This is a genomic window from Modestobacter excelsi, from assembly GCF_005930495.1.
GTDB classification, from domain to species: Bacteria; Actinomycetota; Actinomycetes; order Mycobacteriales; family Geodermatophilaceae; genus Modestobacter; species Modestobacter excelsi.
The window spans coordinates 1-22415 of record NZ_SJEX01000042.1 but is presented as its reverse complement, the minus strand read 5'-3'; the positions used below and the strand labels follow the sequence as shown (position 1 = coordinate 22415).

The following is a 22415-nucleotide window of genomic DNA, read 5'->3' as shown; positions in this document are numbered from 1 at the left end:
CCTCCATCGTTGACAAGCTCCACGATACGCACCTACGTTGCCCAGACCACCCCCTGTCTCGTTGAGGAGCACCCGTGGACCTGTCCGGCAAGGTCGCCGTCGTCACCGGATCCGGACGGGGCCTCGGCCTCGCCTATGCCACCGAGCTGGCGCGCCGCGGCGCCTCCGTCGTGGTCAACGACGTCGAGGCCGCGGTCGCCGACGCCGCGGTCGCCTCGATCACCCAGGCCGGCGGCACGGCCGTGGCCGAGGTCGTGCCCGTCGGCTCGAGCGAGGCGGCCCAGGCGCTGGTCGACCGGGCGGTCAGCGAGTTCGGCCGGCTCGACGTCCTGGTCAACAACGCCGGCATCCTGCGGGACACCACGGTGTGGAAGATGACCGACGAGCAGTTCGACGCGGTGATCACCACCCACCTGCGCGGGACGTTCACCTGCACGCGGGCGGCCGTCGTCCGGATGCGGGAGCAGGGTGAGGGCGGGCGGGTCATCTGCGTGGGCTCCCCCACCGGCCAGGTCGGCAACTTCGGCCAGACGAACTACGCCGCGGCCAAGGCCGGCATCGTCGGCATGGTCCGCACCTGGGCCATGGAGCTGGCCCGGGCGGAGATCACCGTGAACGCGATCGTCCCGGTCGCCGCCACCGCGATGACCGAGACGGTGCCGTTCCTCAAGCCCTACGTCGACGCCCTGCAGGCCGGGGAGCCGCTGCCGGCCTTCGCCCGCCAGGAGCTCGGCTTCGGCTCCCCCGAGGACGCCGCCGGGCTGGTCGCCTTCCTCGCCTCCGACGCCGCCGCCGGCATCACCGGCCAGGCGGTCGGCATCGGCGGTGACCGGCTGGCGCTGTGGTCGCACCCCAGCGAGGTCGTCGTCGAGTTCGCCGACGGCACCGGCTGGTCCGCCGACGCCATCGCCGAGGTCTGGCCGAAGGCCTTCCAGGGCTCACTGCAGACGGTGGGGCAGCAGCTGCCGGAGCCCCCCAAGTGACCCTGCAGCTGGACCTCGACGCGCTGGTCGCCATCGACGTCCACACCCACGTGCACGCCGACACCCACGGCCACATGGCCCTGGACGACGAGCTGTCCGCGGCCGCCGCGAAGTACTTCAAGGGCGACCCCTACGACCCGACGGTCCCGGACATCGCCGCGGACTACCGGGCCAAGAACATGGCCGCCGTCGTCTTCACCGTCGACACCGAGATGGCCACCGGTCAGCCGGCGCTGTCCAACGAGGAGATCGCCGACCTGGCAGCGGAGCACCCCGACGTGCTCATCCCGTTCGGCTCGGTCGACCCCGCCCGCGGGGTGGCCGGCATCCGGCTGGCCCGCAAGCTGGTGGAGTCCCACGGCGTCCGCGGGTTCAAGTTCCACCCCTCGCTGCAGGGCTTCGAGCCCAACGACCCCGCGGTCTACCCGCTGTACGAGGAGCTGCAGGCCCTCGGCGTCCCGGCGCTGTTCCACACCGGTCAGACCGGCATCGGCGCCGGCCTGCCGGGTGGGCGCGGGATCAAGCTGCGCTACTCCGACCCGATGCTGCTCGACGACGTCGCCGCCGACTTCCCCGGCCTGACGATCATCATGGCGCACCCCTCGGTGCCCTGGCAGGACTCGGCGATCTCGGTGGCCACCCACAAGGCCAACGCCTACATCGACCTGTCCGGCTGGTCGCCGAAGTACTTCCCGCCGCAACTGGTGAAGGCCGCCAACGGGCTGCTGAAGCACAAGGTGCTCTTCGGCTCGGACTACCCGCTGCTGCGCCCCGAGCGGTGGATCAACGACTTCGAGCAGCTGGACATCAAGCCGGAGGTCAAGCCGCTCATCATGAAGGAGAACGCGATCCGGGCCCTGGGGCTGCGGTGAGGAACGCCGGCCTGGGCTCCTGGCCCGAGCGGCACCTGCGGAGCGCCCCGCACAAGCCGGCGCTGTGGTTCGAGGGCACGACGACCACCCACGGCGAGTTCGCGCTGCGGGTCCGGCGCGCCGCCGAGGCGCTCGCCCGGCTCGGGGTCCAGCGGGGTGACCGGGTCGCCTGGTTCGGCGCCAACCACCCCGCCGGCCTGGAGTCGCTCTACGCCTGCGGCCAGCTCGGCGCGATCTGGGTGCCGGTCAACGCCCGGCTCACCGCCCCAGAGGCGCAGTACGTCCTGGAGCACTCCGGCGCGTCGCTGGTCGTGCACGGCCGGGAGCACGGGACGACGGCGGACACGCTGCGCACCGCGCTGCCCGCCGTCCGAGAGTGGATCGCGGCTGAACCGCCGCTGGCCGGCGGGGCCGGCTCCCTGGACTGGCAGCAGCTGCTCGCCGACGCCGACCCGGTCAAGCGCGACGAGGCGGTGACCCTCGACGACATCTGCCTGATCATGTACACCTCGGGCACCACCGGCCGGCCCAAGGGCGCGGTGCTCACCCACGGCAACATGACCTGGTCGTGCATGAGCCAGGTGCTCGGCTTCGACTTCGCCCCGGACGAGCGGACCCTCGCCCTGGCGCCGCTGTTCCACATCGGCGGGCTGAACGGGACGCTCAACCCGACCCTGATGCGCGGCGGCTGCGGGGTGCTGGTCCGCGGCTTCGACCCGCCGGCCACGCTCGCGGTCATCGCCGAGCAGCGGGTGACGTCGTTCTTCGCCGTCCCCACGATGCTGGACGCGCTCAGCCGCCAGCCCGGCTTCCAGACCCTCGACCTCTCGGCGCTGCGCACCATCGGCGCCGCCGGAGCACCGCTCCCGCTGCCGTTGCTGCGCACCTGGCTCGACCGCGGGGTCACCGTGCAGCAGGCCTACGGGATGACCGAGTCGGCGCCGGCCGGCACGTCGCTGGACAGCGCGGACGCGGTGAGCCACGTCGGGTCGGCCGGCAAGGCGCAGTTCTTCACCGACGTGAGGGTGGTCCGGCCCGACGGGACGGAGTGCCCGCCCGGGGAGGTCGGGGAGATCGTGCTGTCCGGGCCGAACATCATGGCCGGGTACTGGAACTCCCCCGAGGCCACCGCGGCCGCGATCGTCGACGGCTGGTACCACTCCGGGGACGCCGGCTCGACCGACGAGGAGGGCTACCTCTACATCCGCGACCGCTACAAGGACATGATCATCTCCGGGGGCGAGAACGTGTACCCGGCCGAGGTCGAGTCCGTGATGCTCGAGCTGCCCGAGGTGCAGGAGGTCGCGGTCATCGGGGTGCCCGACCCGCACTGGGGCGAGGTCGGCCTGGCCGTCGTCGTCCCCGCACCCGGCACCCCGCAGGACGGCGACGCGCTGCGCGCCACGCTGCGGGAACGCCTCGCGGGGTTCAAGGTGCCCAAGGAGGTCCGCTACGTGGCCGAGCTCCCGAAGACCGCGACCGGCAAGATCCGCAAGCCAGACCTACGACACACGTTCGTGCTCACCGAGGAGGACGCATGACCACCACCACGACGACCCTCGCCGACCTGCCCTCGCTGAAGGGCCAGGAGCTCGGCACCAGCGACTGGTACGAGGTGACCCAGGACGCGGTCAACCTCTTCGCCGACGCCACCGGTGACCACCAGTGGATCCACGTCGACGTGGAGCGCGCGAAGAAGGAGAGCCCGTTCGGCGGCCCCATCGCGCACGGCTACCTGACCCTGTCGCTGCTCGTGCCGCTGGTCTCCCAGACCTACGAGATCACCGACGCGAAGATGGGCGTGAACTACGGCCTGAACAAGGTCCGGTTCCCCGCGCCCGTGCCGGTCGGCTCGAAGGTCCGGGCGCGGGTGACGCTCAAGGACGTCGAGGAGGTCGCCGGCGGGCTGCAGAACACCTTCGCCGTGACCATCGAGCGCGAGGGCGGCGACAAGCCGGTCTGCATCGCCGAGTGGGTCACCCGCGCCTACGCCTGAGGAAGGACCCCCCTGCCCCCCACCGCTCGCACGCTCGCGGCGGGACCCTGCAGGGGGGCCGGAACGGCGATGCGCATACCGTCGCGGCGTGCGCATCGCCGTCTTCACCGGGTCCCAGGCCGGGCCGCCGTCCCACCAGCAGGCCGCCGCGACCTTCGCCGGTGAGCTGGCCCGGGCGGGGATCGGCATCGTCTACGGCGGCGGGCACGTCGGCTGATGGGCGTCGTCGCCGACGCCGCGCTGGCCGCTGGCGGTGAGGTGGTCGGGGTGATCCCGCAGCACCTGGTGGACGACGAGCTGGCGCACCCGGGCCTGCCGCGGATCGAGGTCGTGCAGACGATGCACGAGCGCAAGGCCCGGATGGCCGAGCTCGCCGACGCCTTCGTCGCGCTGCCCGGCGCCGCCGGCACGCTGGAGGAGCTGTTCGAGGCCTGGACCTGGGGGATGCTCGGCCTGCACGCCAAGCCGACGGCGTTCCTCGACGTCGACGGGTTCTGGCAGCCGCAGCTCACCCAGCTGCGCCGGATGGTCGACGACGGCTACCTCGCCGCCAATCGGCTCGAGGCGCTCGGCGTGGTGCACGACGCGGCCGGGCTGCTGGCCTTCGTCGGGGACTACGAGCACCCGGCCCGCAAGTGGACCCCGCCGGCCGCCTGAGCACGGAGCGCGCGGACGTCCTCGTCGTCGGGGGCGGCCCGGCCGGTGCCGCGTGTGCCGCCGCCGTCCGCCGGGCCCGTCCGGACGCCGACGTGCTGGTGCTCGACCGCGCCGCCTTCCCGCGGGACAAGGTCTGCGGCGACGGGATCGCCCCCGAGGCGCTGGACGTGCTGGCCGTTCTCGGCATCGACGTCGCTGCGCTGACCGACGGCTTCCCCACCGTCCCCCGGCTCCGGCTGCGCAGCCCGCGCGGGACGACGGTCGAGCGGGAGACGGCGCGCCCGTCGGTCGTCGTCCCGCGGGCGGTGCTCGACGGGCGGCTGCTCGATCAGGTGCTGGCCGGCGGCGCCCGGTTCCAGCGGCACACGGTGCGCTCGGTCGTCGTCCACCCGACGCACGTCGAGGTCGACGGCCGGTTCAGCGCGCCCGTGCTGGTCGGTGCCGACGGCGCGGAGTCCGTCGTCCGCCGGGCCCTGGGTGTGCTCCCGAACCGGCCGGACCGGCTGGCCGTCGCGATCCGCGGCTACGCCCCCGTGCTGCCGGGGATGGACGGCGTGCAGGTGGTGACGACGACGGAGCAGCGCTGGCCGGCGTACGCCTGGTCGTTCCCGCTCGGCGACGGGCGGGCCAACGTGGGGTACGGGGAGCTCGTCTCGGGCGGGGTGACCCGCGCGGAGCTCGTCGCCGGGCTGCACCGGATGCTGCCGGGGGTCGAGCCGACCGGGCTGCGGGCGCACCGGCTGCCGCTGTCGACCGGCCGGCCGCGGCTGCCGGGCGGGCGGGTGCTGCTGGCCGGGGACGCGCAGTCCCTGATCAACCCGCTGACCGGCGAGGGGATCTTCTACGCGGTGCTGTCCGGCGCGCTCGCCGGGGCGGCGTCGGCGGCCGGGGCGCAGGCCGGGCAGGTGCTGCAGCGGGCGCTGGACCAGCGGCTGGGTGCGCACCTGCGGTCGTCGGGCGTCGCGTCCCAGCTGAGCCGGTGGCCGGTGCTCATGGACGCCGCCGTGCGGGCGGCCGTGGACGAGCAGCGGGTGTTCGACGACGTCGTCGCGCTGGGCCTGGCCGACGGCCGGCTGACCGCCCGGACGCTCGCCGCCACGGTCCGCCGGCTGTTCTAGCTTCATGGCGTGGATCAGGTCACCTGATCAGAAGGCGTCCTCCCGCACCAACGCTGGTGAGGGAGGACGCCCTTTGATCAGGTGACCTGATCAAAGACCCAGGCGGCGCCGAGGCTCACCGGGATGGCGAGCAGTCCGCCGTCCGGGAGGACCAGCGGTGTGGCACGGACGGCGTCCAGCACGTCCGTGGCCCGCCGGACCGCCACGTCGGCGGGGCAGTCGGGCAGCAGCACGGCCAGCTCGTCGCCGCCCATCCGGCTGAGCACCCCGTCGCCGGCGCGCAGCACCGAGCGGAGCACCCCGGCGATGTGCGCCAGGGCGTCGTCGCCGACCGGGTGGCTGTGCTGGTCGTTGATGGACTTGAACGAGTCGACGTCGACGATCACCAGCGCGGTGCCCTGCCCGGTGGGCCGGGTGCTGAGCGCCAGGGACAGTGCCTCGTCGAGCACCCGGCGGTTCACCAGCCCGGTGAGCGAGTCGACGCTGGCCTGCTGCTGGAGCATCGCGACCAGCCCCTCCTGGGTCTCCCCCGCACGGACCAGCATCACGGCCATGACGGCGAGCACGGCACCGGAGAAGCTGAGGTCGGTGACGGCGTTGCCGACCGGCTCGAGGTGGAACAGCACGATCCCGTCACCGCCGATGGCCAGCGCGGTGACGAGGGTGACGGCGCCCCGGCGCAGGTGCACCCCGGCCCACAGCACCGGGAACGCGAGGAACGCCTGCGCGTCGGCCGACGGGTCGCTGGTCACCCAGTTCATCCCGCAGCAGAGGGTGACCCCGATGACCGCGATGAGCACGTAGCCACCTCGGCTGTCGATCCGCTCCGGCGCCGTGAGCCGGAAGGCCACGGCGAGGGCCACGAGCAGTGCCGCGCTGATCCAGGACGCCATGATCCCGGTCGCCGACACGGCGTTGGGGCCGAAGAAGGAGAAGACCACCAGGACGACGGCGCAGACCAGCAGCACCAGGACCGCCGTCCTGGCTGCTGCTGGAGGGTCTCGCGCCCTCGTGGTCCGCGGGATGCGCATGTCCCTGGGATCGGCAGTCGCCCCAACATGCTGGGGCACGATCTTTCAGCGGAGGACCCTCAGGGGTGAGGCGCCGAACGTCGCTCCGGTCGCGGCCCTCGAACGCTCCGGGCGCGGGCCCGCGCCGGGTGGCTGGTCTGCCCCTCCGAGGAGAACACTGAACGGAGTCTGCGCGGTCCTTCCCGGGAGATCGTGCGGGCGAGGCTCCGTCGGTCGAACCAACCGGCCGGCGGGGCCGCCTATCCCCCCGGACCGGGCGAGCTCTCCCCGGTGGACGAGATCAGCTCGTGGCGTCGGGCGAGGGGGCGCCGACGACGCGGTCGAGCCACTCGGCCAGGAGTCGCTGCTCACCGTCGCTCCCGGCCGATGGACCCGTGTCCTGGACGGCGCGCGAGGACGCCGCCGAGGCCCGCGGTCGTCCTCGCCTCGAACGGCGCGTACGACGGCCCGACGACGCTCACCGCGAGCGCGGCGCCGACGTTCGACGGGGTAGCGGCGATGGCGCCCGAGCTGACCGGGCGGACCATCGCCCGGGTGGTGGCCGGCGAGGACGAGTGGGTCGCCGCCCAGGTCGCGGCCGGCCGGCCGGAGTTCGTCGCCCGCTTCCTCCCCGGCATGTACCAGGCCGCCGCCCGGTGGTCCTCAGCCGACCGCGTCCCGGGCCGGGACGCTCGTCCGTGACGCCCCATCGCCGGGTCGCCAGGCCGGGTCGCGGCCGATGAAGGCGATCAGCCTGTCCTGAGGGGAGGCGTCGTGGTCGACGGGCACAGCGGGACCGAACTGCCCGCTGTCGCGCAGCAGCTGCTCCATCGGCTCCATGGCGGCCAGCACGGCGCTGCACCGCTCCTGGCCCAGGTCGGGCTCGCGACCGAGCGCCTTGGCGAGGTCCCAGGAGTGCATCCAGACGTCGGCGGTGTAGAACTGGTCGATCGCCTCGTCCACCGGCTTGTCGCCGGTGTGCGGGTTGCTGAGCACCCGTCCGGCGGGATCGTCGAGGACGGCCTGGATGTCGGTGACGTGCTGCTCCCAGGCGGCCACGGGGTCAGCGGCGACGTCCAGGGCCGGGAGGTCGATCCCGGCACCCATGAGGAAGCCGCGGGACCACTCGACCAGGTGCTGCACGACGTCGAGAGCCGTCCACCCCGCGACCGGACTGGATCGGGTCCAGTCGGCGGCTGAGGCGGACCGGACCAGCTCGGTGAACCGGGCCGCGTCGTGGGCGTGCTGCTGGGCCGGACTCTGGGGGGCGGATGTCATCGGAGGTCCCTTCGCGAACAGTCCGTCGAGCGGATCGAGGTCATCGTCCTCAACCCATCGGTTGACAACAGGTTAGTCGGGTCACCGAGCCGTGGTCAACCCACAGGTTGAGGAAGATGGTGACTCGACAGGCTGTTCCGCGGTCGTCCTGGTGCCCAGGTGTCAGCCCGGGTCGACCGGATGGCGGAGGTCGTAGGCGCGCGACAGCTTCTTCGGGACGACCATGCGCCACGCGTCGACGACGAGCTCGCGGGCTTCGGTCGGGTCGAGTGCAGCGAGGTCCGCGTGGACCCAGTTGAACCGCATGTCCGACGCCGTCGGCAGCTGGAACTTGTGCGGCTCACCCAGGACCAGCGCCTCCCGCTCCTCCTTGGGGAACGCGAAGCCCATCACGGTCTCGTCGAGGGAGAAAGCCACGTAGACGATCTGCTCGACGCGGAACTTCAACCTGCCGCGCACGTACACCGGGTAGGAGCGCTCCAGTCCGGCACCCAGCGGCCGGACGTCCTCGATCACCGCCATGTCAGGACCCGTCCGTCATGGCCGGCAGGCCGCCCGTCACTGCCGCCGTGGCCTGCTCGTCCGGTTCACCGGAGTTCGCCCGTGCTGCGTCGGACACACAGGAATGACTGCGACGGCGGGCCGGAGTCATCGGTCACCGCATTCACCCGCTCGGACTGGCACGCACCTGCTGATGAGAGCGGAGGGCGTGGGATTCGAACCCACGATGGGTGTCACCCCGTAGCGGTTCTCGAGTTCGCTCCCCGCGTACCGCTGACCAGGGCGCACATGTGTTTGCGCAGGTCAGGTCCGCTCTCGAGTCACCGCGCTCAACCGTCGATCACCCCTGCGTGCCCGCCGTACGGGCAGGTAGCGGGCACGACGGGAGCCTCCCGGGCGCCGCCTCACCACGAGGTCCGACCGTCGGTCACCAGAAGGCAGTTCGACGAGCCGAACGGCGCCACCAGAAAGCCCAGCTGCTCCATGCACTCGGCGACCGCGGCGTTCATCGTCCGCTGCACCGCGGTGACCATGCCGGCACCGCGGACCTGGTCGCGGCTCATCCGGTCGTGCTGGTGCCAGCTGATCAGCACGCCGGCGCACCCGGGCTCCGGCGTGAGGCACACCCCACCCGCCGCACCCTCGCCCGCGCAGTCGTGCAGCGGGAGGCCGGCCTCGACGAGCGCCGCGGCCACCTCGACCACGAGCGTGACCGTCGGGTCGTCATCGACGAGCCACTCGTCCCAGTCCTCCGGCAGCCGGTCCAGCTGATCGCCCAGCTCGGTCAGCCAAGCCCGGTCCTCAGGTGTCTGCCGCCGCGTCACCCCACCGTCCGTGCGCCGCACGCCGTGCACCGCGTGCGCCGACGCACCCGCCATGCCGGCGAGGCTGGCCCAGTCCGCCTCCACCCGGTCGGCGAAGGGGCCGGCGACCACCCGGTTGTCCTCCTCGGTCACCAGCCACCAGGCCGGCGTCGGCCGACCGTCGACGAGCTGCCCGGCCGGGCGTGCCTGCGGCAAGGTGGCGACGCTGCCGAGCGCCCCCTGCCCCTCCAGGGCGTACCCGGCGACTCCCTCGCCGGGAGCTGACTCGTCTGGAGCCACCTGCTCAGAAGCGGCCGACCCGCTCAGCGGCCGCGGCTGGTCACTGGTCGCCGCAGAAGCCTTGCCTTCGTCGGTGACGGCGGCAACGCCGGCCATGGCGGGCACGGGCGCCTGCCGCCGTTGGCCCTGCACCCGGTTGCGCTCGAACTCGTACCGCGCGGTGGAGCTCACGCCGAGGGCGATCACCAGGCCGGCAAGGAGGAGGAAGCCGAGCGCCGAGACCGTCGGCCAGAAGAGCATCACGCGTGGCCCCTGCGCACAGGCGCGAGCAGCTCGTAGGACGCCACCTGTCCATCGTCGGTGGCGGGGTGGGTGCGCGGTGACGCGGGCAGTTGCACGCGGCTTCTCCTCGGGAGTCCGTCGCGGCGGGAAGTACCGCGGACAGCCGGAAACGTATGGCGGTCACGGGTGTGGCAGAGGCCTTCACGAAGGGCCGCGCACGTCGCCGTCACCCAATCGTTGTGCGAGCCTCCCGGAGCGCCGGTGACCACCCTCCCCGGTGCCGACGTGTCGACAGAACGACAGCCTCGACCTGCACTTTTGCCCTGTCTCCGCTCGGTGAGCGCACCACGCGGTCGGTGACCTCCGGTTCTCCCTGCCGGATCGGCGTGGCGCGCGGGGCCCCCGTCTGGACCACCGCTCAGTCGGCATGACGAGCGCGAGGCGAGCACCGGCTCCGCGCTGCCCTCACCCACGACGACCGCGCCATCACCCGAGGCCCGCCCGACCTCATCAGCGTTCTGAAGGCCACCGGACTGCGGGATCGGCGAGACCTGCGACAGGGCCTTGGGCGACGGCGATCGCCGTAGCGGCCATCGACACCGCAACCACGGGCCGGAGTCGTCGTTCTTCCAGCTGGAGGCGGCCGGCAGGATCAGCGCCGCGGTCCCGGCGGCGACCGCCACGGTCAGCACGAGGACGGCAACGCGCGCCGTCCGCCCCGGCACCGGGCCGGTGGCGCCGGGGTTCTGCTTGCGCCGCCCCAGTCGCCGAAGAGCGGTATCGAACTGCTGCGGCTGCGCTGCTCGCCGAGTGCCATCAGGGTCAGGCGGGAACCCAGCAGCGCGAGCGTCGCCAGGACGACGAACGGGCCCAGGATGCGCAGCGGCCGGTTCAGCGGCCCCGCCGCCCGGTCCGTCCGTCCCCGCGCGTAGCAGCGCAGCATCCGCCAGCCGGTGACCGCCGTCTTCAGCACGTGCCAGCTGATGAGCCCCCGGACGTCGAGGAGCGTGACAGCTCGGCGAGGAAGAGCACGAGCAGCAGCAGGCCGGTCCAGGCGGTCAGCCGGGCATTGCCCGCCGGCCCGCCGGTCCGCCCGGTGACCGCGTCGCTGCGGTGCGAGCGGCCGGCGGCCTCGTCGACCAGTTCGGTGGCCAGCTTTGGGAGCACCGCCAGACGCTTGAGCCGCACGCGAAGTCGCGCAGCGGTTGGCGCATCTGACAGCTGTCGGGTCCGGGCGCGAGGTGCCCTGGGCGGCATCTACGGAACTGCTCGCCGACCTCGGCGGTCCACTCGTGCGTGTCGGCCAGCCCACAACTGCCGACATTCGCCAGTGCAGGAGCCGCTTTGGGCATCAGTCGTCGGCGAACTACCGTCACACTGCTGGCGCCCTTGACACCCGAACCGAGCACGACAGACCCCGGGAACGACAGACCCGGGGACGACGAACGAGGCCACCGGGGAGTCCGTCTGAGCTGACAGGGCGAGGCAAGCTTGAGTCGGAAGCTGTTGGTGGGAGCAGTCCCCGAGAGCAGTTGGCGCGGCCTTCGGTGTGCATCAGGGGGACCAGAGTCTGTCCCACGGCGGCGGAGGACTGCCGATGACAGAGGTGTGGCGCAGACCTACGGCGCAGACGCCGATGAACGTGTGCCCAGTGCCCGGCCGGTGATCCGGTCGGGTCCAACCCGGGCGCGGCACCGCGCGCCCGACGTCGACGACCGGGATGTCTGGATGGACACGCTGCCGATCGCGGCTGACTGGTCTGATGAATACGGTCGGCACGCTGCTCGAGTGACCTCCGTTCCGGAACTGCGCATCCATCCCGCCGGCATCACCAGCCAAGGTCGGGCGGCCGCAGCCATCTGCCCAAAGAGCGGCCCCGGGCCGGCCCCGGCCGGAGGCGGCGGGGCTGGTCAGTGGCGCCCGGGATGGCTCCACCGTCTGCGCGCTGCTCGTCGCACTACGACCCACCAGCCACGTGAACACAACGGCGTCACCATGACCGCTGCCACGGGTCTCGGTGGTCATGGGAGCACCACGGGTGCCGCTCCGGTTGACGTCGCGCTGAGCCAGCACTCAGGGCCCGCCGTGGGGTGCGATCTGTCCGCTGCGGAAGGGCCGCTCCCAGCGGCCGCTGCCAGTCTGCCTGTGGAGGTGATCCCGGAGGCATTGACAGCGCCGATCACCGCGCCCACCCCAGCCGCCCAATCTGATCAAGGCCCGTCGTCGTGCGCGCGCGCCATGCCCGCCTCCCACGATTGATCAAGATCATGGCCGGCACATGTATTGCCCCCAGCCAGCCCCTCGCAGGGAGCACCGTCGCTACGTCGCCCGCGACGGGTCCCGGTCGAGTCGTACCGCACGCGCAAGAGGTGTACTGACTTCAGGCAGCTCGGGGTGACGTTGATCAGCCCTCGGATGAAGGCTGCGGCGATGTCAGCGGTCAAGTCATTGGGTTCGGTCGTCCGGCGGCGTCTCGGATGCGTGGGGCAGTGCGGCGACGGCGGTGGGCGTGTCGACCCCATGGCGCAGTCGCCGACCGCCCTGGTGCTCGCCGCCTGCTCGTAGCCCCGTGCCGCCGTCTGCCGCTCGTCGATCGCGGCGCGTACGAGAAGCTCCATGTCCTCATCCGACAGCTTTCGGCGCGCGACCTCCAGGACACCGACCCCGACCGGGGTCTCCTGCAGCGCGAGGCTCCTGATCATCCGTGAGCGCGACCGCTTCAGCGTTGTCCGGAGCAGCGAGCGTGGCTCGCAGCACGGCCACCAATGCCTTGTCCCGCTGCTCGAGCGCACCCGGGACACCTGTACGCAGGCGCTCCCGCACGTTCATCGACACCGCTCGGAAGATCCCGGCCACGCTGTCCGGTACCCGAGACAGGCGCGCTCGCGCCGACCCTATCGGGGACACCACGTCGGGCATGGCTCTCGCCACGCTCGCGGCCAGCGCCCGTCCAGCCCCTCTTGACCGATGAGCCGAGAGCCGGTCCAATACTTGTATACGTATACCCACCCTGGTGACGGCAAAGCGGAGGAGCCCGGATGCCCAACAAGACGATCTACGTGTCCGACGACGACATTGCGCTGTACGAGCGGGCCCAGGCCCTGGCCGGCGGAAACCTCTCCGCGGCCGTGTCCCGGGCCCTTCGCCGGTTCGTCGACGCTGAGGAGGCCCGCCAGGGTGGCTACGAGCAGGTGACGGTGCGGGCCGGCAGCGGCCCCGACCGCCGCGAGCAGCGGTTCTCCGGCGTCCTGCTCGGCGAGTGGCGACACCCCACCGCCGACCGGCGCATCGAGCGGTTCCGGGTCTACCGGACCCCGAAAGAGAAATTCGCGCTGCACACCAGTCGGATGCCCGACTGGGCGGCGTGGTCGGACCCGGAGACCTGGCGCGGCGGCTGGCATTGGGACTGGGACCGCTGGGACCGCGAGCGCGGCGGCAATCCGGCCGAGAACTGGCGCGACTTCAAGCAGGGACTCAAGGAGACTCTCCGCCGCGAGGTCTCCCGCGGCTCGTGGTGGGGCCCGACCGAGGAAGCCCTCGACGTCGCCGACAGCCTCGAGGAGTTGCGCGACAAGATGCCGGCCGATTTCTACGACAACCTCACCGGAAAGGGTGGCGGCCCCGACGTCGAGGACCTCGACATCTGATCCTGGCCAGGCGGTGCGAGTCCGGTTGGACCGCTGAGTGGCGCCGGCCCGAGCCGTCTCCCGGTGGAGAGCCGGCCCCTCCTGCAGGCGGGAGGCGTGTCGCCCTCGAGCGCGTGGAACGTCGCCTTGAAGCCGCCTGGAGGGCGACGGGCGCTGGGCAGAAGATCTGGGCGGCGCTACGCCAGGGGCCGGTCCCGCCGTCGACGGACACGAGTCGCTGAAGCCGCCCCCTGTCCCTTTGCGGCCCGTTCAGGGCGAGCCGAGCGAGTCGCACAGCGGGCATCTACGAGTGTCTGATCTGAGTTCACGCAGTGGGGAGTCAGCGACCGGCCAGGGCGAGCAGTCGCTCCTGGACCCCTGCATCGGTGGCCGGGGTCCGCTTCGGCGGGGCGTAGTAGCCGGTGGAAGGGAGCAACTCAGCTCTGGGGGCGAGGTACTGGTAGACGTGATCGGCCAGGGCGTCGTCGATCGTGGCGGGCAAGCCGAGGGCTGTGGACAGGTCCCAGCCGTGCAGGACGTTCTCGGTTGTGCGAATGTCCAGCAGGCGGCTGCCGGGCACGTCGCCGATGAAGTGGTGCACCGTGCGTTCCAGGGCCCCCGGCTCGGTGAACGCGGCACGGACAGCTGTCGCCGCGTCGGCGACGGCCGTCAGGAGGTCGTTGCCTCCCGCTAGGGCCTGCTGCTGGATGAGGGTGGCCAGGTCGCTCGCTGGAGCACCGTGCAGCAGGTCAACGTGGCCGAGCATGGTGGCGATCAGGTGTCCGACGAGTTCGCGGACGTTCCAGTCCGCACAAGGCGTGGCACGGGACCACTGCGACCGATCCACCTGCCCGACCAATTGCACGACTCGGGCGGCGGAGGCGTCGAGGGCGGCAATCGGATCCATGCTCGGACCTCCCCACTGTTCAGGTCCAGGATCTCTACCCGATCCTGCTGCCGACGGCAATGAATTCGTACCGGCCCTGGTACACCCGGAGGCCATCCAGTCGCCTGATTGTGAGAACGACCAAGGAATGTCCCTGAAGCCGCCCTCTGTCCCATAGCGGCCCATTCAGGGACACGGTGAGGGAGCCGTCTCGGAGGCCGGCTCCCGCGCGGCGAGCTGCGTTCTACTGCTCTGGAGCGTTGGTCACCCGATACACCCGATAGTCCACGCGGGGTCCAGAGAGTAGCCGGCCCTGCCCGAGGAACATCGTGTGGTTGACCCAGGAGTAGCGCTCGTCACCAGTCTCGAGACGGAGGCTGGTGAAGAAGTACTGATCCCCGAAGTCGGTTGACACGTTCTCGCCACGGTTGAGAGCGACGAAGGCCGGCGTCACTTCGATGAACCCGGAGTACTGGAAGTAGATGTGGGCGCCGTCGAGGGTCCGCAGGGTTGTTCGAACGTCGACACGGAGGTAACCGTCAGGGCCGATGAGGCTCCAGTCGGCGCCGGCTCCCACGAGTGCACCCTTGAGGCGCTCACCGGTGAGCTCCCCGCCCGTTATCGTGGCAATGGCGCGTTGCCCGAATGGCCCAGGCCCGACCATGACCACGTCAAGATCGGCGTAAAAGGCGAACTCCTCGACGAGCTGAGCTGCGGGTGCGTTGTCTGCCATGACTCCGCCTTGGGTGCGTTCGAGGTGTCGATTGTAGGAGGCCCGCCCTGCGCCGGGGAGCGCCGGCGGTGCGCCAGTCCGTGCTGTCAGGGGTGTCCCCGAAGCCGCCCTCAGGGCGGTGTCACGGACCTGGCGCTGACCCCACGCACCGTTCCCAGATCCTCGCTTGCTTCCCGCAGCTGACCTCTCGCGGGTCGTGGGTGACGGGGGAAGGGTGGGCCGGAGGCCCATCCCGAAGGGACGCGTAGCACCCTCCGGCGGCGCCCACGGTCGTGATCATCGGCGGCGGGGAGCAGGCCCGCTCGTCCACCTGCACGACCTCCGCCATGCCGGCCTGACGCTGGCGGCCCGGAGCGGAGCCACGCTCGCCGAGGAGATGCGGCGGGCCGGCCACTCCTCATCGCGGGCAGCGATGATCCACCAGCACGCAGCAGAGCGACGAGACGCCGAGGTCGCGGCACGGCTGGGTCGCCTCGCGGCGGGCACGAGCGTGAACCGTACGGGCACGCCGCGGGCACGACGCGGGCGCTGAGCTCCGTCAAGGAGCCCAGCGCCCCGTCGCACCAACGCAAACCGCTGCTCGGAGCGGAGGGCGTGGGATTCGAACCCACGATGGGTTTCACCCCATAGCGGTTTTCAAGACCGCCGCCATCGGCCACTAGGCGAGCCCTCCCGGCGGCGTTGAGGCTAGCGCCCCGGCCCGCAAGGATTCCGGCCCGCACATCGAGCTCCTGGGGGATGGTGCCCGGAACGCCGGGCTCGTCACCCGGACGGCCGGGTTCTGGGACACCTGACCACTCGCCTCCAGCGCACCCACCGCCCGCCGAGCCGACGTTGCGGAGCGTTGTCCGATCGAAACCTGTGTACATCGGTGCAGTTCACCGGTACATCCCGCCAAGTGTCACGCCCGATCCGGTGCCGCGGACGGCCTCATGGTGGTCAGGATGTGCCCACGATCCCTCAGGGACCACTGCACTCTCTTCATCGGGCATGATGTGCGGGACGGCGGTGTTCCACATCCATGAAGGTCCGTGTACGCGCGCGTCGACCTCCCACCGCCTGCCCCTCACCGAAGGACACTCCCTGTCTGTGACCGCCCCGCAGCACTCCTCCTCCCGTCGCCGTGAGCGCAGCGCCTCGCGCGAGGCCGCCACTCGCGAGGCCGACCGGACCGCCGCCCGCGACGAGAAGCGCGCCCAGCAGATCTGGGTCGACGGCGCCGCCCCCGAGCTCCCCACCCGAGCCACCCGGCCCGAGAACGTCGTCTTCCACCTCGGCCCGACCAACTCCGGCAAGACCTACGAGTCGCTGCAGGCGCTGGCCGCCATGGGTTCCGGCGTCTACGCCGCCCCGCTGCGGCAGCTCGCCCATGAGGCCTACGCCAAGCTCTCCGCCCAGCTGCCGGAGGGCACCGTCGGCCTCTCCACCGGTGAGGAGGAGATCGACCCCAACGCGCCGATCGTCTGCTGCACCGTGGAGAAGGCTCCCGACCGCGGCGAGATGCTGGTGCTCGACGAGGCCCACTGGGTCACCGACGCCGACCGCGGCCACCACTGGGCACGCCTGCTCCTGACCGGCGAGTACCGGGAGATGCACCTGATCTCCGCGGCCGAGGCCTACCTGGTCCTCAAGCCGCTGGTCGCCGACGCCGAGCACGTCGAGGTCGTCAACCACAAGCGGCTGTCCCGGCTCGACGTCCTCCGTGGCCCGGTCCGGCCGGAGGCCGTCCGACCGCAGACGCTGGTCGTCGCCTTCTCCCGCAAGACGGTCTACGCCGTCGCCGCGGAGCTGGACCAGCACCGCCCGGGCAAGGTCGGCGTCCTCTACGGCGCGCTGCCGCCGGCCACCCGCCGCGAGGTCATCGAGCGGTTCACCACCGGCGAGCTCGACGTGCTGGTGACCACCGACGTCATCGGCCACGGGATCAACGTGCCGGCGACCACGGTGCTCTTCGCCGAGACGACGAAGTTCGACGGCCAGGAGCTCCGGCCGCTGCGCACCTGGGAGGCCGCCCAGATCGCCGGGCGCGCCGGCCGGTACGGGCTCACCGGGCACGGCTCGGTCGGCATCCTGATCGGCATCAGCGGGCTCAAGCCGGTCGCCGCGCTCGTCGGTGCCGGTGCCGCGGTGGCCCGCGGTGACGAGATGAGCGACCTGCCCAAGCGGGCCCCCCGGCTGCGCCCGGAGCTCGCCGACCTCGGCGCCCACGAGGCCGTGGACCTGCCCGAGGCGCTGACCCGGTGGATGGCGTGGGCCCGGGCCGCCACCCGCGACCAGGCGATGACGGCGGACGACGTGACCAGCCTCGTGCTGCGGGTGCACGCCCTGCTGCCGCTGCTGCGCGGCCCGCTCGGTGCGGCCGGTGACCTGGACACCGTCTGGCGGCTGGTGAACCTGGCGATCGACTACAACCCGCCGCGGCGCACCCGTTGGCTGGTGCTGGCCAAGGCCGCGCTGCAGCACGCCGTCGGGCTCCCGGTGCCGCCGGAGCTGGTCCTCCCCGACCTCCCGGTGGGCGGCAGCGTCGAGGAGTTCGAGCAGACCGCGGCCGCCGCGCGCGACGCGCAGACCCTGCTCCGCCAGTTCCCAGGGGTCGCCGGGCTGAGCAGCGACGACGCCGCCTGGGTCGAGGAGGAGTGCTCCGAGACGATCACCGAGATGCTCCCCGGCGCGATCTCGCTGGGTCGCTCCGGCAAGTGCAGCGAGTGCGGCACCGCGATCGCCCCGTGGTTCAGCACCTGCCGGCCCTGCAGCACCCGCGGTCCCGCTGGCCGTGGCGCGCGGGAGGGCGGCGGCCGCGACTCCCGTCGTCCCCGGCCCGGTTCGCGGTCGGGGTCCCGTCAGGGACGACGCCCCAGCCGCAGCGGCCGCTGACCCCGCCCTTCGGCCCGTTCTCCGGCCCCGCTGCAGGGGCCCGCGCCGAGCGTGCGAGGCGTGGGGGGCAGCGGGGTCCTTCAGTGGTCGACGGTTACGTCGTTGAACGGCAACCGGGGCTCGACCCACGGGAAGACGACGAACAGCAGCAGCGCGACGACCGCCAGGACCAGGACCAGCGCGATCACTGCCTTCGCCGCGGTCGGGCCGGGCAGGTGGCGCCAGATGAAGCCGTACACGGTGGTCCTTAGCCTTCGGTCAGGGCCGGCGGGCCATCGGGGAAGTCGGCCTTGCTGACCGGGCTGCCGTCCAGCACGGCGTGCACGATCAGCCGCTGCCGCGCCGAGTACTTGGGGTGGCAGGTGGTCAGTGTCAGGTACGCCCCGCTGGGAGCGGCGTCGGCGGCGTCCGGGGTCGGGGCGATCACCGAGACGTCGGAGGGCTTGACGATCTGCTGCCCGGGGATGCCGCTCGCGTCGGTCGTGTAGTCGCCGGTGGCGGCGTCCCCGAGGACCCGGTAGACGTACCAGTTCTGCGCCGTCTCCACGACGATCGGGTCACCGGGGACGAGCTGGTCGGTGTCCAGGAACGGTGAGCCCTTGCCGACCCGGTGCCCGGCGATCGCCAGGTTCCCCTGCTGCCCGGGCAGGGCGGTGCCGATGTAGTGCCCCGGCCCCTCCGCCAGCTGCTCCTCGCTGACGCCCTCGAGGACGACCCGCGAGTAGTCCTCCCCGAGCCGCGGGATGTGCAGGACGGCCAGCGGCTTGCCCACTGCCGGGGCCACCAGGTTCTCCGGTGCCGCCGCGGCCTTGTCCCACTGGTCGTGGATCTGCTCGGCCAGGTTGCCCTGCGTGCGGTCGTTGAGCAGGTCGGTGACGTAGACCTCGTAGACCACGAACAGCAGCACGACCAGCCCGGCGGTCACCAGCAGCTCGCCGGCGCCGCGGACCAGCACCCGCCAGAGCGGGTCGCGCTGCCGGGGCTGCTCGTCGTCCCAGTCGCCGTCGTCCCAGTCGGTGTCGTCCTCCCACGCGTCGTCCCACTCGCCGTCCTCGTCGGAGTCGGCGTCGTGGGTACCGGCGACGTGCATGTCAGCGACGGAGGGAGCGCCCTGGTGGGTCTGCCAACGGGCGTCGGACTGCGGCTGCGGGACCGCGGCGGATACCGGTGACGCCGGCGCGTGCCGGGCGGTGTCCGCCTCCGCCTCAGGTTCCCGGACGACGACCACCGGCTCCACGACGCGGCGCGGGGGCACCGGCGGGCGCTGCGGGAGCGGTGGTCCGCCGAGCTCGGGGACCCGGTCCCACCGCTGGGTCCGGCCCGTCTCGAGGCCCTGGTCCGGGTCCGCCATGCACTCCCCCGGTTCCCGTGCTGCCCGCAACGACTGCGCGCCGTTCCGAATCGTAGGTCAGCGCCGCCGCGCACCCCGGCACCCCGCGGGGCCACCGAGGTGTCAGGGGACGGATGTGGTGCCCGGGACGCGAGTCGGGCCCTGCTCCGGAGAGGAGCAGGGCCCGACAGGTGGTGAACCGCCTACCGGCGGTGTGGATCAGGCGTTCTTGCGACGCCGCGCCGCGACGAGCAGGCCACCGCCGACGCCGACGGCGGTGAGGCCACCGAGCATGGGCAGCGCGATCGAGGCGCCGGTGTAGGCCAGGCCGCCCGGCTGGGCGCTGGAGGCGACCCCACCGGTGACCGTGAAGTCGGCGCGCAGGACGTAGGGGTTGCCGTCGGCGTCCACACCCGTGGCCACCAGGCTGTGCTCGCCGTTGACCAGGTTCGCCGGGATGGTCACGTCGACGGTGAAGTTGCCGAACTCGTCGGCGACGACGGTCCCGACCACCTGGGGCTCGGAGTAGACGACCAGGGTGATGGTGGAGAAGGGCAGGTAGCCGCTGCCGACGAAGGTCATCTTCTGGCCGGCGGTGACCTTGTCGACCGACCCGTCCTTCGACTTCAGCTCGGCGTTGCCGGCCGGGACGGACTTGGCGACCGTCGGGGCCGGGACGACGCCGGTGACCAGGAACTCGCCGGACTCACCCAGGTTGCCCTCGGTGTCGAAGGCGTGGACGCCGACCGTGTACTGCTGGCCGGCCTCGACGCCCAGCAGGCAGGCGCGCCCGTCGGCGTCGACGACGCAGGTGAGCAGGCCGGCGTCGCTCTGCGGCTCGGCGCCCGGGAGGGCGAAGACCTCGTAGCCGGCGATGCCGGTCGTGTCGGCCGGAGCATGCCAGCTGATCTTGATCGAGGAGGTGCCCACCACGGCCTTCACGTTCACCGGCGCGGCGACGACGACGCCGGGGACCTCGGTGCCGCAGTCGCCGGCAGCGATGGCGCCGATGGCGGCGGACGAGTCGCCACCGGTGTAGGTCGGCTGGTCGTACACCGCGGCGGCAGCAGCCGCCTTGTCGGCGGCGTCCTGAGCGGTCTTGGCGTCGGCAGCAGCCTTGTCGGCGTCCGTCTTGGCCGTGGCGGCCGCGGTGTCAGCGGCCGTGGCGGCCGCCTGCTTAGTGGCGAGGTCGGCGTCAGCGGTCTTGGACGCCGTGTCGGCAGTCGCCTGCACGGCCTTCTTCTCGGTGAGGGTAGCGGCAGCGTCGTCAACGGCCTTCTTGGCGGCGATTCCCTCCGGGGTGGCCGCTGCGGCTTCGGTCGCCTTGAGGGCGGACTGGGCCTCCGTGACGGCGGCCTGGGCATCCGTGAGCGCCGTGGCCATCTCGGCCTTGATGGCGTCGGCAGCCTGGGACGCCTTGTAGTCCTTGCTCGCCACCGTGGCGGCGGTGACAGCAGCCTGGTACGCGGAGTCAGCGGCACTCTGGGCGAGCGCGTAGGCCTCAGCCGCCTGCTGGGCTGTCGTCTTGGCAGTCGTAAGGGCGTCTGCGGAAGCTCCGTCAGCTTCCAGCTGGGCTACGTCGGCGGCGGCCTTCTCGGACAGTGCCTTCGCCTCAGCGGCCTCGGCGGCGGTGTCCTGGGCCGCTGCGGTGGTGCTCAGTTCTGCCGCGTGCGCCTCCGCGAGCTTGGTCTGAGCGTCGGCAGCCGCCGCGTCAGCAGCCTCTGAGGCGGTTTGCGCCTTCGCGGCATTCTCAATGGCGCCGGCGAGCGACTGCTGGGCTGCTGCGAGGTCCTCGGAGTAGACGTCGGCCGCCTTCGCGGCGTCGAGCGCGGTCTGGGCAGCGGCGACCGCATCGGCAGCAGCCTTGGCGACGGCGGCGGCATTGGTGGCGGTCGTGGCGGCGGCCTTCGCCGCAGCGTCGGCCGACTTGGCTGCGGTGGCGGCGATCGTCGCGACCTCAGCGGCCTTGTCGGCGGCGGTCTTGGCGGCGGCAGCAGCAGCGGCGGCCTTGTCGGCGGCGGCACGGGCGTCCGCCGCCGGGTCGCTGGTGACCGGAGCGCAGTCCGCGCCCGTCGTGGTGGTGGCACCCGGGGCGGCCTGAGCGACCCCGGTCATGCTCATCACGGCGGTGGACGCAGCGATGGTGCCGACGGCCAGCAGGCCGCTCCAACGCCGCGCAGGGCTCTTGATGCTCATGGTGTCTCCCCGAATCAACCCGGACTGCCGGGTGGCATGTGCCCCGGACGTCCGGGCGCGAAGTGACAACACCACGTGCACAGGCGAGCCACATCTTCGGCACGAGTCCGTGTTACGTCGCGTTACCGAATCGTTACATGCGGCGATTCGGCCTTTTTGTTATCAAGAACCGACAACCAACACCGCGCTCCTGTTGGCGTCGATCCGCCACGACATCCCCCGCCGAACCATGCCGCGAGGGCCCGGTGCCGGCGGTGCCCACCCACGCCCTGCTCTCGCGGCCCGAGGGCTTCCTGCGAAAGGGTGAGAGCCGTTGGCGGTACCGGAAGTACCGCGTACCGTCCGTAGCGTGAAGGCGGAGACGACGCGGCGCGACCGACGTGACTCACGGTGGGACGAGCACCGCCGGGCCCGCCGGGAACAGCTCGTCGACGCCACGCTGACCGCGGTCGGCCGGGCGGGCGCCGCGGTCGGCATGGAGGAGATCGCCGCCGAGGCAGGCACCAGCAAGACCGTCGTCTACCGGCACTTCGCCGACCGCAGCGAGCTCCACGTCGCGGTCTGCGAGCGGGTCGCCACCCAGCTCACCCGCAAGCTGCGCGAGGCGATCGGCAGCAGCTCCGACCCCCGGCAGATGGTCGCGGCCGCCGTCGACACCTACCTGGCCTTCCTCGAGGCCGATCCCGAGGTCTACCGGTTCGTCGTCACCCACTCGCCGGCCGGCGACGACGGCACCGACCCGATCCGGACCCTGTCCACGCTGGTCGGCGACGAGGTGGGCCGCCTGGTGGCCGACTCCCTGGCCCGGGCCGGCCAGGACACCGCGCCGTCCGCCGCCTGGGGCCACGGCGTCATCGGCCTGGTCCGCGCCGCCGCCGACTGGTGGCTGCGCGCCGACCGCCCCGTGCCCCGCCCGCAACTCGCCGCACAGCTGACCGACCTGGCCTGGGTCGGCCTGTCCGGCGTCGTGACCCCCGCTCCGCGCACCCTGGAGGAGAACTCGTGACCAGCACCCCCGCACCCCTCACCC

23 protein-coding genes and 1 tRNA gene are annotated in these 22415 nt (G+C 72.2%); 11 read left to right on the top strand and 13 right to left on the bottom strand.

Features of this window, described 5'->3' with window-relative positions:
• The first annotated feature begins 74 nt into the window (after positions 1–74).
• The 7 genes from FHL80_RS14495 to FHL80_RS14470 all read left to right on the top strand — a co-directional run bounded on the left by FHL80_RS14495 (position 75) and on the right by FHL80_RS14470 (position 5626).
• On the top strand, positions 75–983 hold the full coding sequence (locus FHL80_RS14495; protein WP_138734100.1) for an SDR family NAD(P)-dependent oxidoreductase: 909 nt from the start codon (positions 75–77) through the stop codon (positions 981–983).
• A gap of 8 nt (positions 984–991) precedes the next feature.
• Positions 992–1855 (top strand): amidohydrolase family protein, encoded by an 864-nt coding sequence (locus FHL80_RS14490; RefSeq protein ID WP_138734123.1) that lies wholly within the window; start codon positions 992–994, stop codon positions 1853–1855.
• Positions 1852–3396 (top strand): acyl-CoA synthetase, encoded by a 1545-nt coding sequence (locus tag FHL80_RS14485; protein WP_138734099.1) that lies wholly within the window; start codon positions 1852–1854, stop codon positions 3394–3396. Before FHL80_RS14490 ends, FHL80_RS14485 begins: the two co-directional genes overlap by 4 nt.
• Complete coding sequence (locus FHL80_RS14480) at positions 3393–3851, top strand: MaoC family dehydratase (protein ID WP_138734098.1); 459 nt, start codon at positions 3393–3395, stop codon at positions 3849–3851. The genes FHL80_RS14485 and FHL80_RS14480 overlap by 4 nt, the downstream gene beginning before the upstream one ends.
• An 88-nt stretch (positions 3852–3939) precedes the next feature.
• Positions 3940–4068, top strand: coding sequence for a hypothetical protein (locus tag FHL80_RS26750; protein ID WP_281283484.1), 129 nt, complete (start codon positions 3940–3942; stop codon positions 4066–4068).
• Positions 4068–4508, top strand: a complete 441-nt coding sequence (locus FHL80_RS14475; protein ID WP_246078684.1) for an LOG family protein — start codon at positions 4068–4070, stop codon at positions 4506–4508. The genes FHL80_RS26750 and FHL80_RS14475 overlap by 1 nt, the downstream gene beginning before the upstream one ends.
• Positions 4487–5626: an NAD(P)/FAD-dependent oxidoreductase gene (locus FHL80_RS14470; RefSeq protein WP_138734097.1), complete on the top strand. Its 1140-nt coding sequence runs from the start codon at positions 4487–4489 to the stop codon at positions 5624–5626. The genes FHL80_RS14475 and FHL80_RS14470 overlap by 22 nt, the downstream gene beginning before the upstream one ends.
• 77 nt (positions 5627–5703) lie before the next feature.
• On the opposite strand, the gene FHL80_RS14465 is transcribed toward FHL80_RS14470, so the two are convergent.
• Positions 5704–6594 (bottom strand): GGDEF domain-containing protein, encoded by an 891-nt coding sequence (locus FHL80_RS14465; protein ID WP_216870737.1) that lies wholly within the window; start codon positions 6592–6594, stop codon positions 5704–5706.
• Positions 6595–7023: 429 nt separating this feature from the next.
• Between FHL80_RS14465 and FHL80_RS14460 the strand changes: the two genes are divergently transcribed.
• On the top strand, positions 7024–7338 hold the full coding sequence (locus tag FHL80_RS14460) for a Rossmann-fold NAD(P)-binding domain-containing protein (protein WP_216870736.1): 315 nt from the start codon (positions 7024–7026) through the stop codon (positions 7336–7338).
• Here FHL80_RS14460 and FHL80_RS14455 read toward each other — a convergent pair.
• The 6 genes from FHL80_RS14455 to FHL80_RS14430 form a co-directional block, all read right to left on the bottom strand.
• Positions 7300–7914: a maleylpyruvate isomerase family mycothiol-dependent enzyme gene (locus FHL80_RS14455; RefSeq protein ID WP_138734095.1), complete on the bottom strand. Its 615-nt coding sequence runs from the start codon at positions 7912–7914 to the stop codon at positions 7300–7302. The genes FHL80_RS14460 and FHL80_RS14455 overlap by 39 nt on opposite strands.
• A 162-nt stretch (positions 7915–8076) precedes the next feature.
• Positions 8077–8436, bottom strand: coding sequence for an MmcQ/YjbR family DNA-binding protein (locus tag FHL80_RS14450; protein ID WP_138734094.1), 360 nt, complete (start codon positions 8434–8436; stop codon positions 8077–8079).
• Positions 8437–8819: 383 nt separating this feature from the next.
• Positions 8820–9758 (bottom strand): hypothetical protein, encoded by a 939-nt coding sequence (locus tag FHL80_RS14445; protein WP_138734122.1) that lies wholly within the window; start codon positions 9756–9758, stop codon positions 8820–8822.
• A 667-nt stretch (positions 9759–10425) separates the two neighbouring features.
• Positions 10426–10713, bottom strand: a complete 288-nt coding sequence (locus FHL80_RS14440) for a hypothetical protein (RefSeq protein ID WP_138734093.1) — start codon at positions 10711–10713, stop codon at positions 10426–10428.
• Entirely contained in the window at positions 10707–10928 is a 222-nt protein-coding gene (locus FHL80_RS14435) for a hypothetical protein (RefSeq protein WP_138734092.1), read from the bottom strand. Before FHL80_RS14435 ends, FHL80_RS14440 begins: the two co-directional genes overlap by 7 nt.
• Before the next feature lie 1022 nt (positions 10929–11950).
• Positions 11951–12442: a hypothetical protein gene (locus FHL80_RS14430; protein WP_138734091.1), complete on the bottom strand. Its 492-nt coding sequence runs from the start codon at positions 12440–12442 to the stop codon at positions 11951–11953.
• Positions 12443–12778: 336 nt separating this feature from the next.
• On the opposite strand from FHL80_RS14430, the gene FHL80_RS14425 reads away from it, so the two are divergent.
• Entirely contained in the window at positions 12779–13387 is a 609-nt protein-coding gene (locus FHL80_RS14425) for an EXLDI protein (protein WP_138734090.1), read from the top strand.
• Between the two features lie 319 nt (positions 13388–13706).
• On the opposite strand, the gene FHL80_RS14420 is transcribed toward FHL80_RS14425, so the two are convergent.
• The 3 genes from FHL80_RS14420 to FHL80_RS14405 form a co-directional block, all read right to left on the bottom strand.
• A complete protein-coding gene (locus FHL80_RS14420) occupies positions 13707–14273 on the bottom strand; it encodes a TIGR03086 family metal-binding protein (RefSeq protein WP_216870735.1) in 567 nt (188 codons plus the stop codon).
• 223 nt (positions 14274–14496) lie between these two features.
• Entirely contained in the window at positions 14497–14985 is a 489-nt protein-coding gene (locus FHL80_RS14415; RefSeq protein WP_216870734.1) for a DUF3237 domain-containing protein, read from the bottom strand.
• Between the two features lie 586 nt (positions 14986–15571).
• Positions 15572–15658: transfer RNA gene (locus tag FHL80_RS14405), tRNA-Ser, on the bottom strand.
• A 416-nt stretch (positions 15659–16074) separates the two neighbouring features.
• On the opposite strand from FHL80_RS14405, the gene FHL80_RS14400 reads away from it, so the two are divergent.
• Complete coding sequence (locus tag FHL80_RS14400; protein ID WP_138734087.1) at positions 16075–17859, top strand: helicase-related protein; 1785 nt, start codon at positions 16075–16077, stop codon at positions 17857–17859.
• Between the two features lie 80 nt (positions 17860–17939).
• Here the strand turns inward: FHL80_RS14400 and FHL80_RS25580 are convergent, their stop codons facing one another.
• From FHL80_RS25580 to FHL80_RS14390, 3 genes are all read right to left on the bottom strand, one after another.
• Complete coding sequence (locus FHL80_RS25580) at positions 17940–18098, bottom strand: hypothetical protein (protein WP_216870733.1); 159 nt, start codon at positions 18096–18098, stop codon at positions 17940–17942.
• An 8-nt stretch (positions 18099–18106) separates the two neighbouring features.
• Positions 18107–19210 carry a class E sortase gene (locus tag FHL80_RS14395; RefSeq protein ID WP_246078683.1) on the bottom strand — a complete coding sequence of 368 codons (1104 nt, stop codon included), beginning with the start codon at positions 19208–19210 and terminating at the stop codon, positions 18107–18109.
• A 198-nt stretch (positions 19211–19408) separates the two neighbouring features.
• Positions 19409–21385 (bottom strand): fibronectin type III domain-containing protein, encoded by a 1977-nt coding sequence (locus FHL80_RS14390; protein ID WP_138734086.1) that lies wholly within the window; start codon positions 21383–21385, stop codon positions 19409–19411.
• Between the two features lie 349 nt (positions 21386–21734).
• Between FHL80_RS14390 and FHL80_RS14385 the strand changes: the two genes are divergently transcribed.
• Positions 21735–22391 (top strand): TetR family transcriptional regulator, encoded by a 657-nt coding sequence (locus FHL80_RS14385; protein WP_138734085.1) that lies wholly within the window; start codon positions 21735–21737, stop codon positions 22389–22391.
• Positions 22392–22415 lie beyond the last annotated feature (24 nt).

Excerpts from the sequence above, each read along its gene's own strand:
- FHL80_RS14480 (WP_138734098.1), top strand. The coding sequence starts at position 3,393 with ATGACCACCACCACGACGACCCTCGCCGACCTGCCCTCGCTGAAGGGC.
- FHL80_RS14475 (WP_246078684.1), top strand. The coding sequence starts at position 4,068 with ATGGGCGTCGTCGCCGACGCCGCGCTGGCCGCTGGCGGTGAGGTGGTC.
- FHL80_RS14460 (WP_216870736.1), top strand. The coding sequence starts at position 7,024 with ATGGACCCGTGTCCTGGACGGCGCGCGAGGACGCCGCCGAGGCCCGCG.
- FHL80_RS14455 (WP_138734095.1), bottom strand. The coding sequence starts at position 7,914 with ATGACATCCGCCCCCCAGAGTCCGGCCCAGCAGCACGCCCACGACGCG.
- FHL80_RS14450 (WP_138734094.1), bottom strand. The coding sequence starts at position 8,436 with ATGGCGGTGATCGAGGACGTCCGGCCGCTGGGTGCCGGACTGGAGCGC.
- FHL80_RS14445 (WP_138734122.1), bottom strand. The coding sequence starts at position 9,758 with ATGCTCTTCTGGCCGACGGTCTCGGCGCTCGGCTTCCTCCTCCTTGCC.
- FHL80_RS14430 (WP_138734091.1), bottom strand. The coding sequence starts at position 12,442 with ATGATCAGGAGCCTCGCGCTGCAGGAGACCCCGGTCGGGGTCGGTGTC.
- FHL80_RS14425 (WP_138734090.1), top strand. The coding sequence starts at position 12,779 with ATGCCCAACAAGACGATCTACGTGTCCGACGACGACATTGCGCTGTAC.
- FHL80_RS14420 (WP_216870735.1), bottom strand. The coding sequence starts at position 14,273 with ATGGATCCGATTGCCGCCCTCGACGCCTCCGCCGCCCGAGTCGTGCAA.
- FHL80_RS14415 (WP_216870734.1), bottom strand. The coding sequence starts at position 14,985 with ATGGCAGACAACGCACCCGCAGCTCAGCTCGTCGAGGAGTTCGCCTTT.
- FHL80_RS14395 (WP_246078683.1), bottom strand. The coding sequence starts at position 19,210 with ATGGCGGACCCGGACCAGGGCCTCGAGACGGGCCGGACCCAGCGGTGG.
- FHL80_RS14390 (WP_138734086.1), bottom strand. The coding sequence starts at position 21,385 with ATGAGCATCAAGAGCCCTGCGCGGCGTTGGAGCGGCCTGCTGGCCGTC.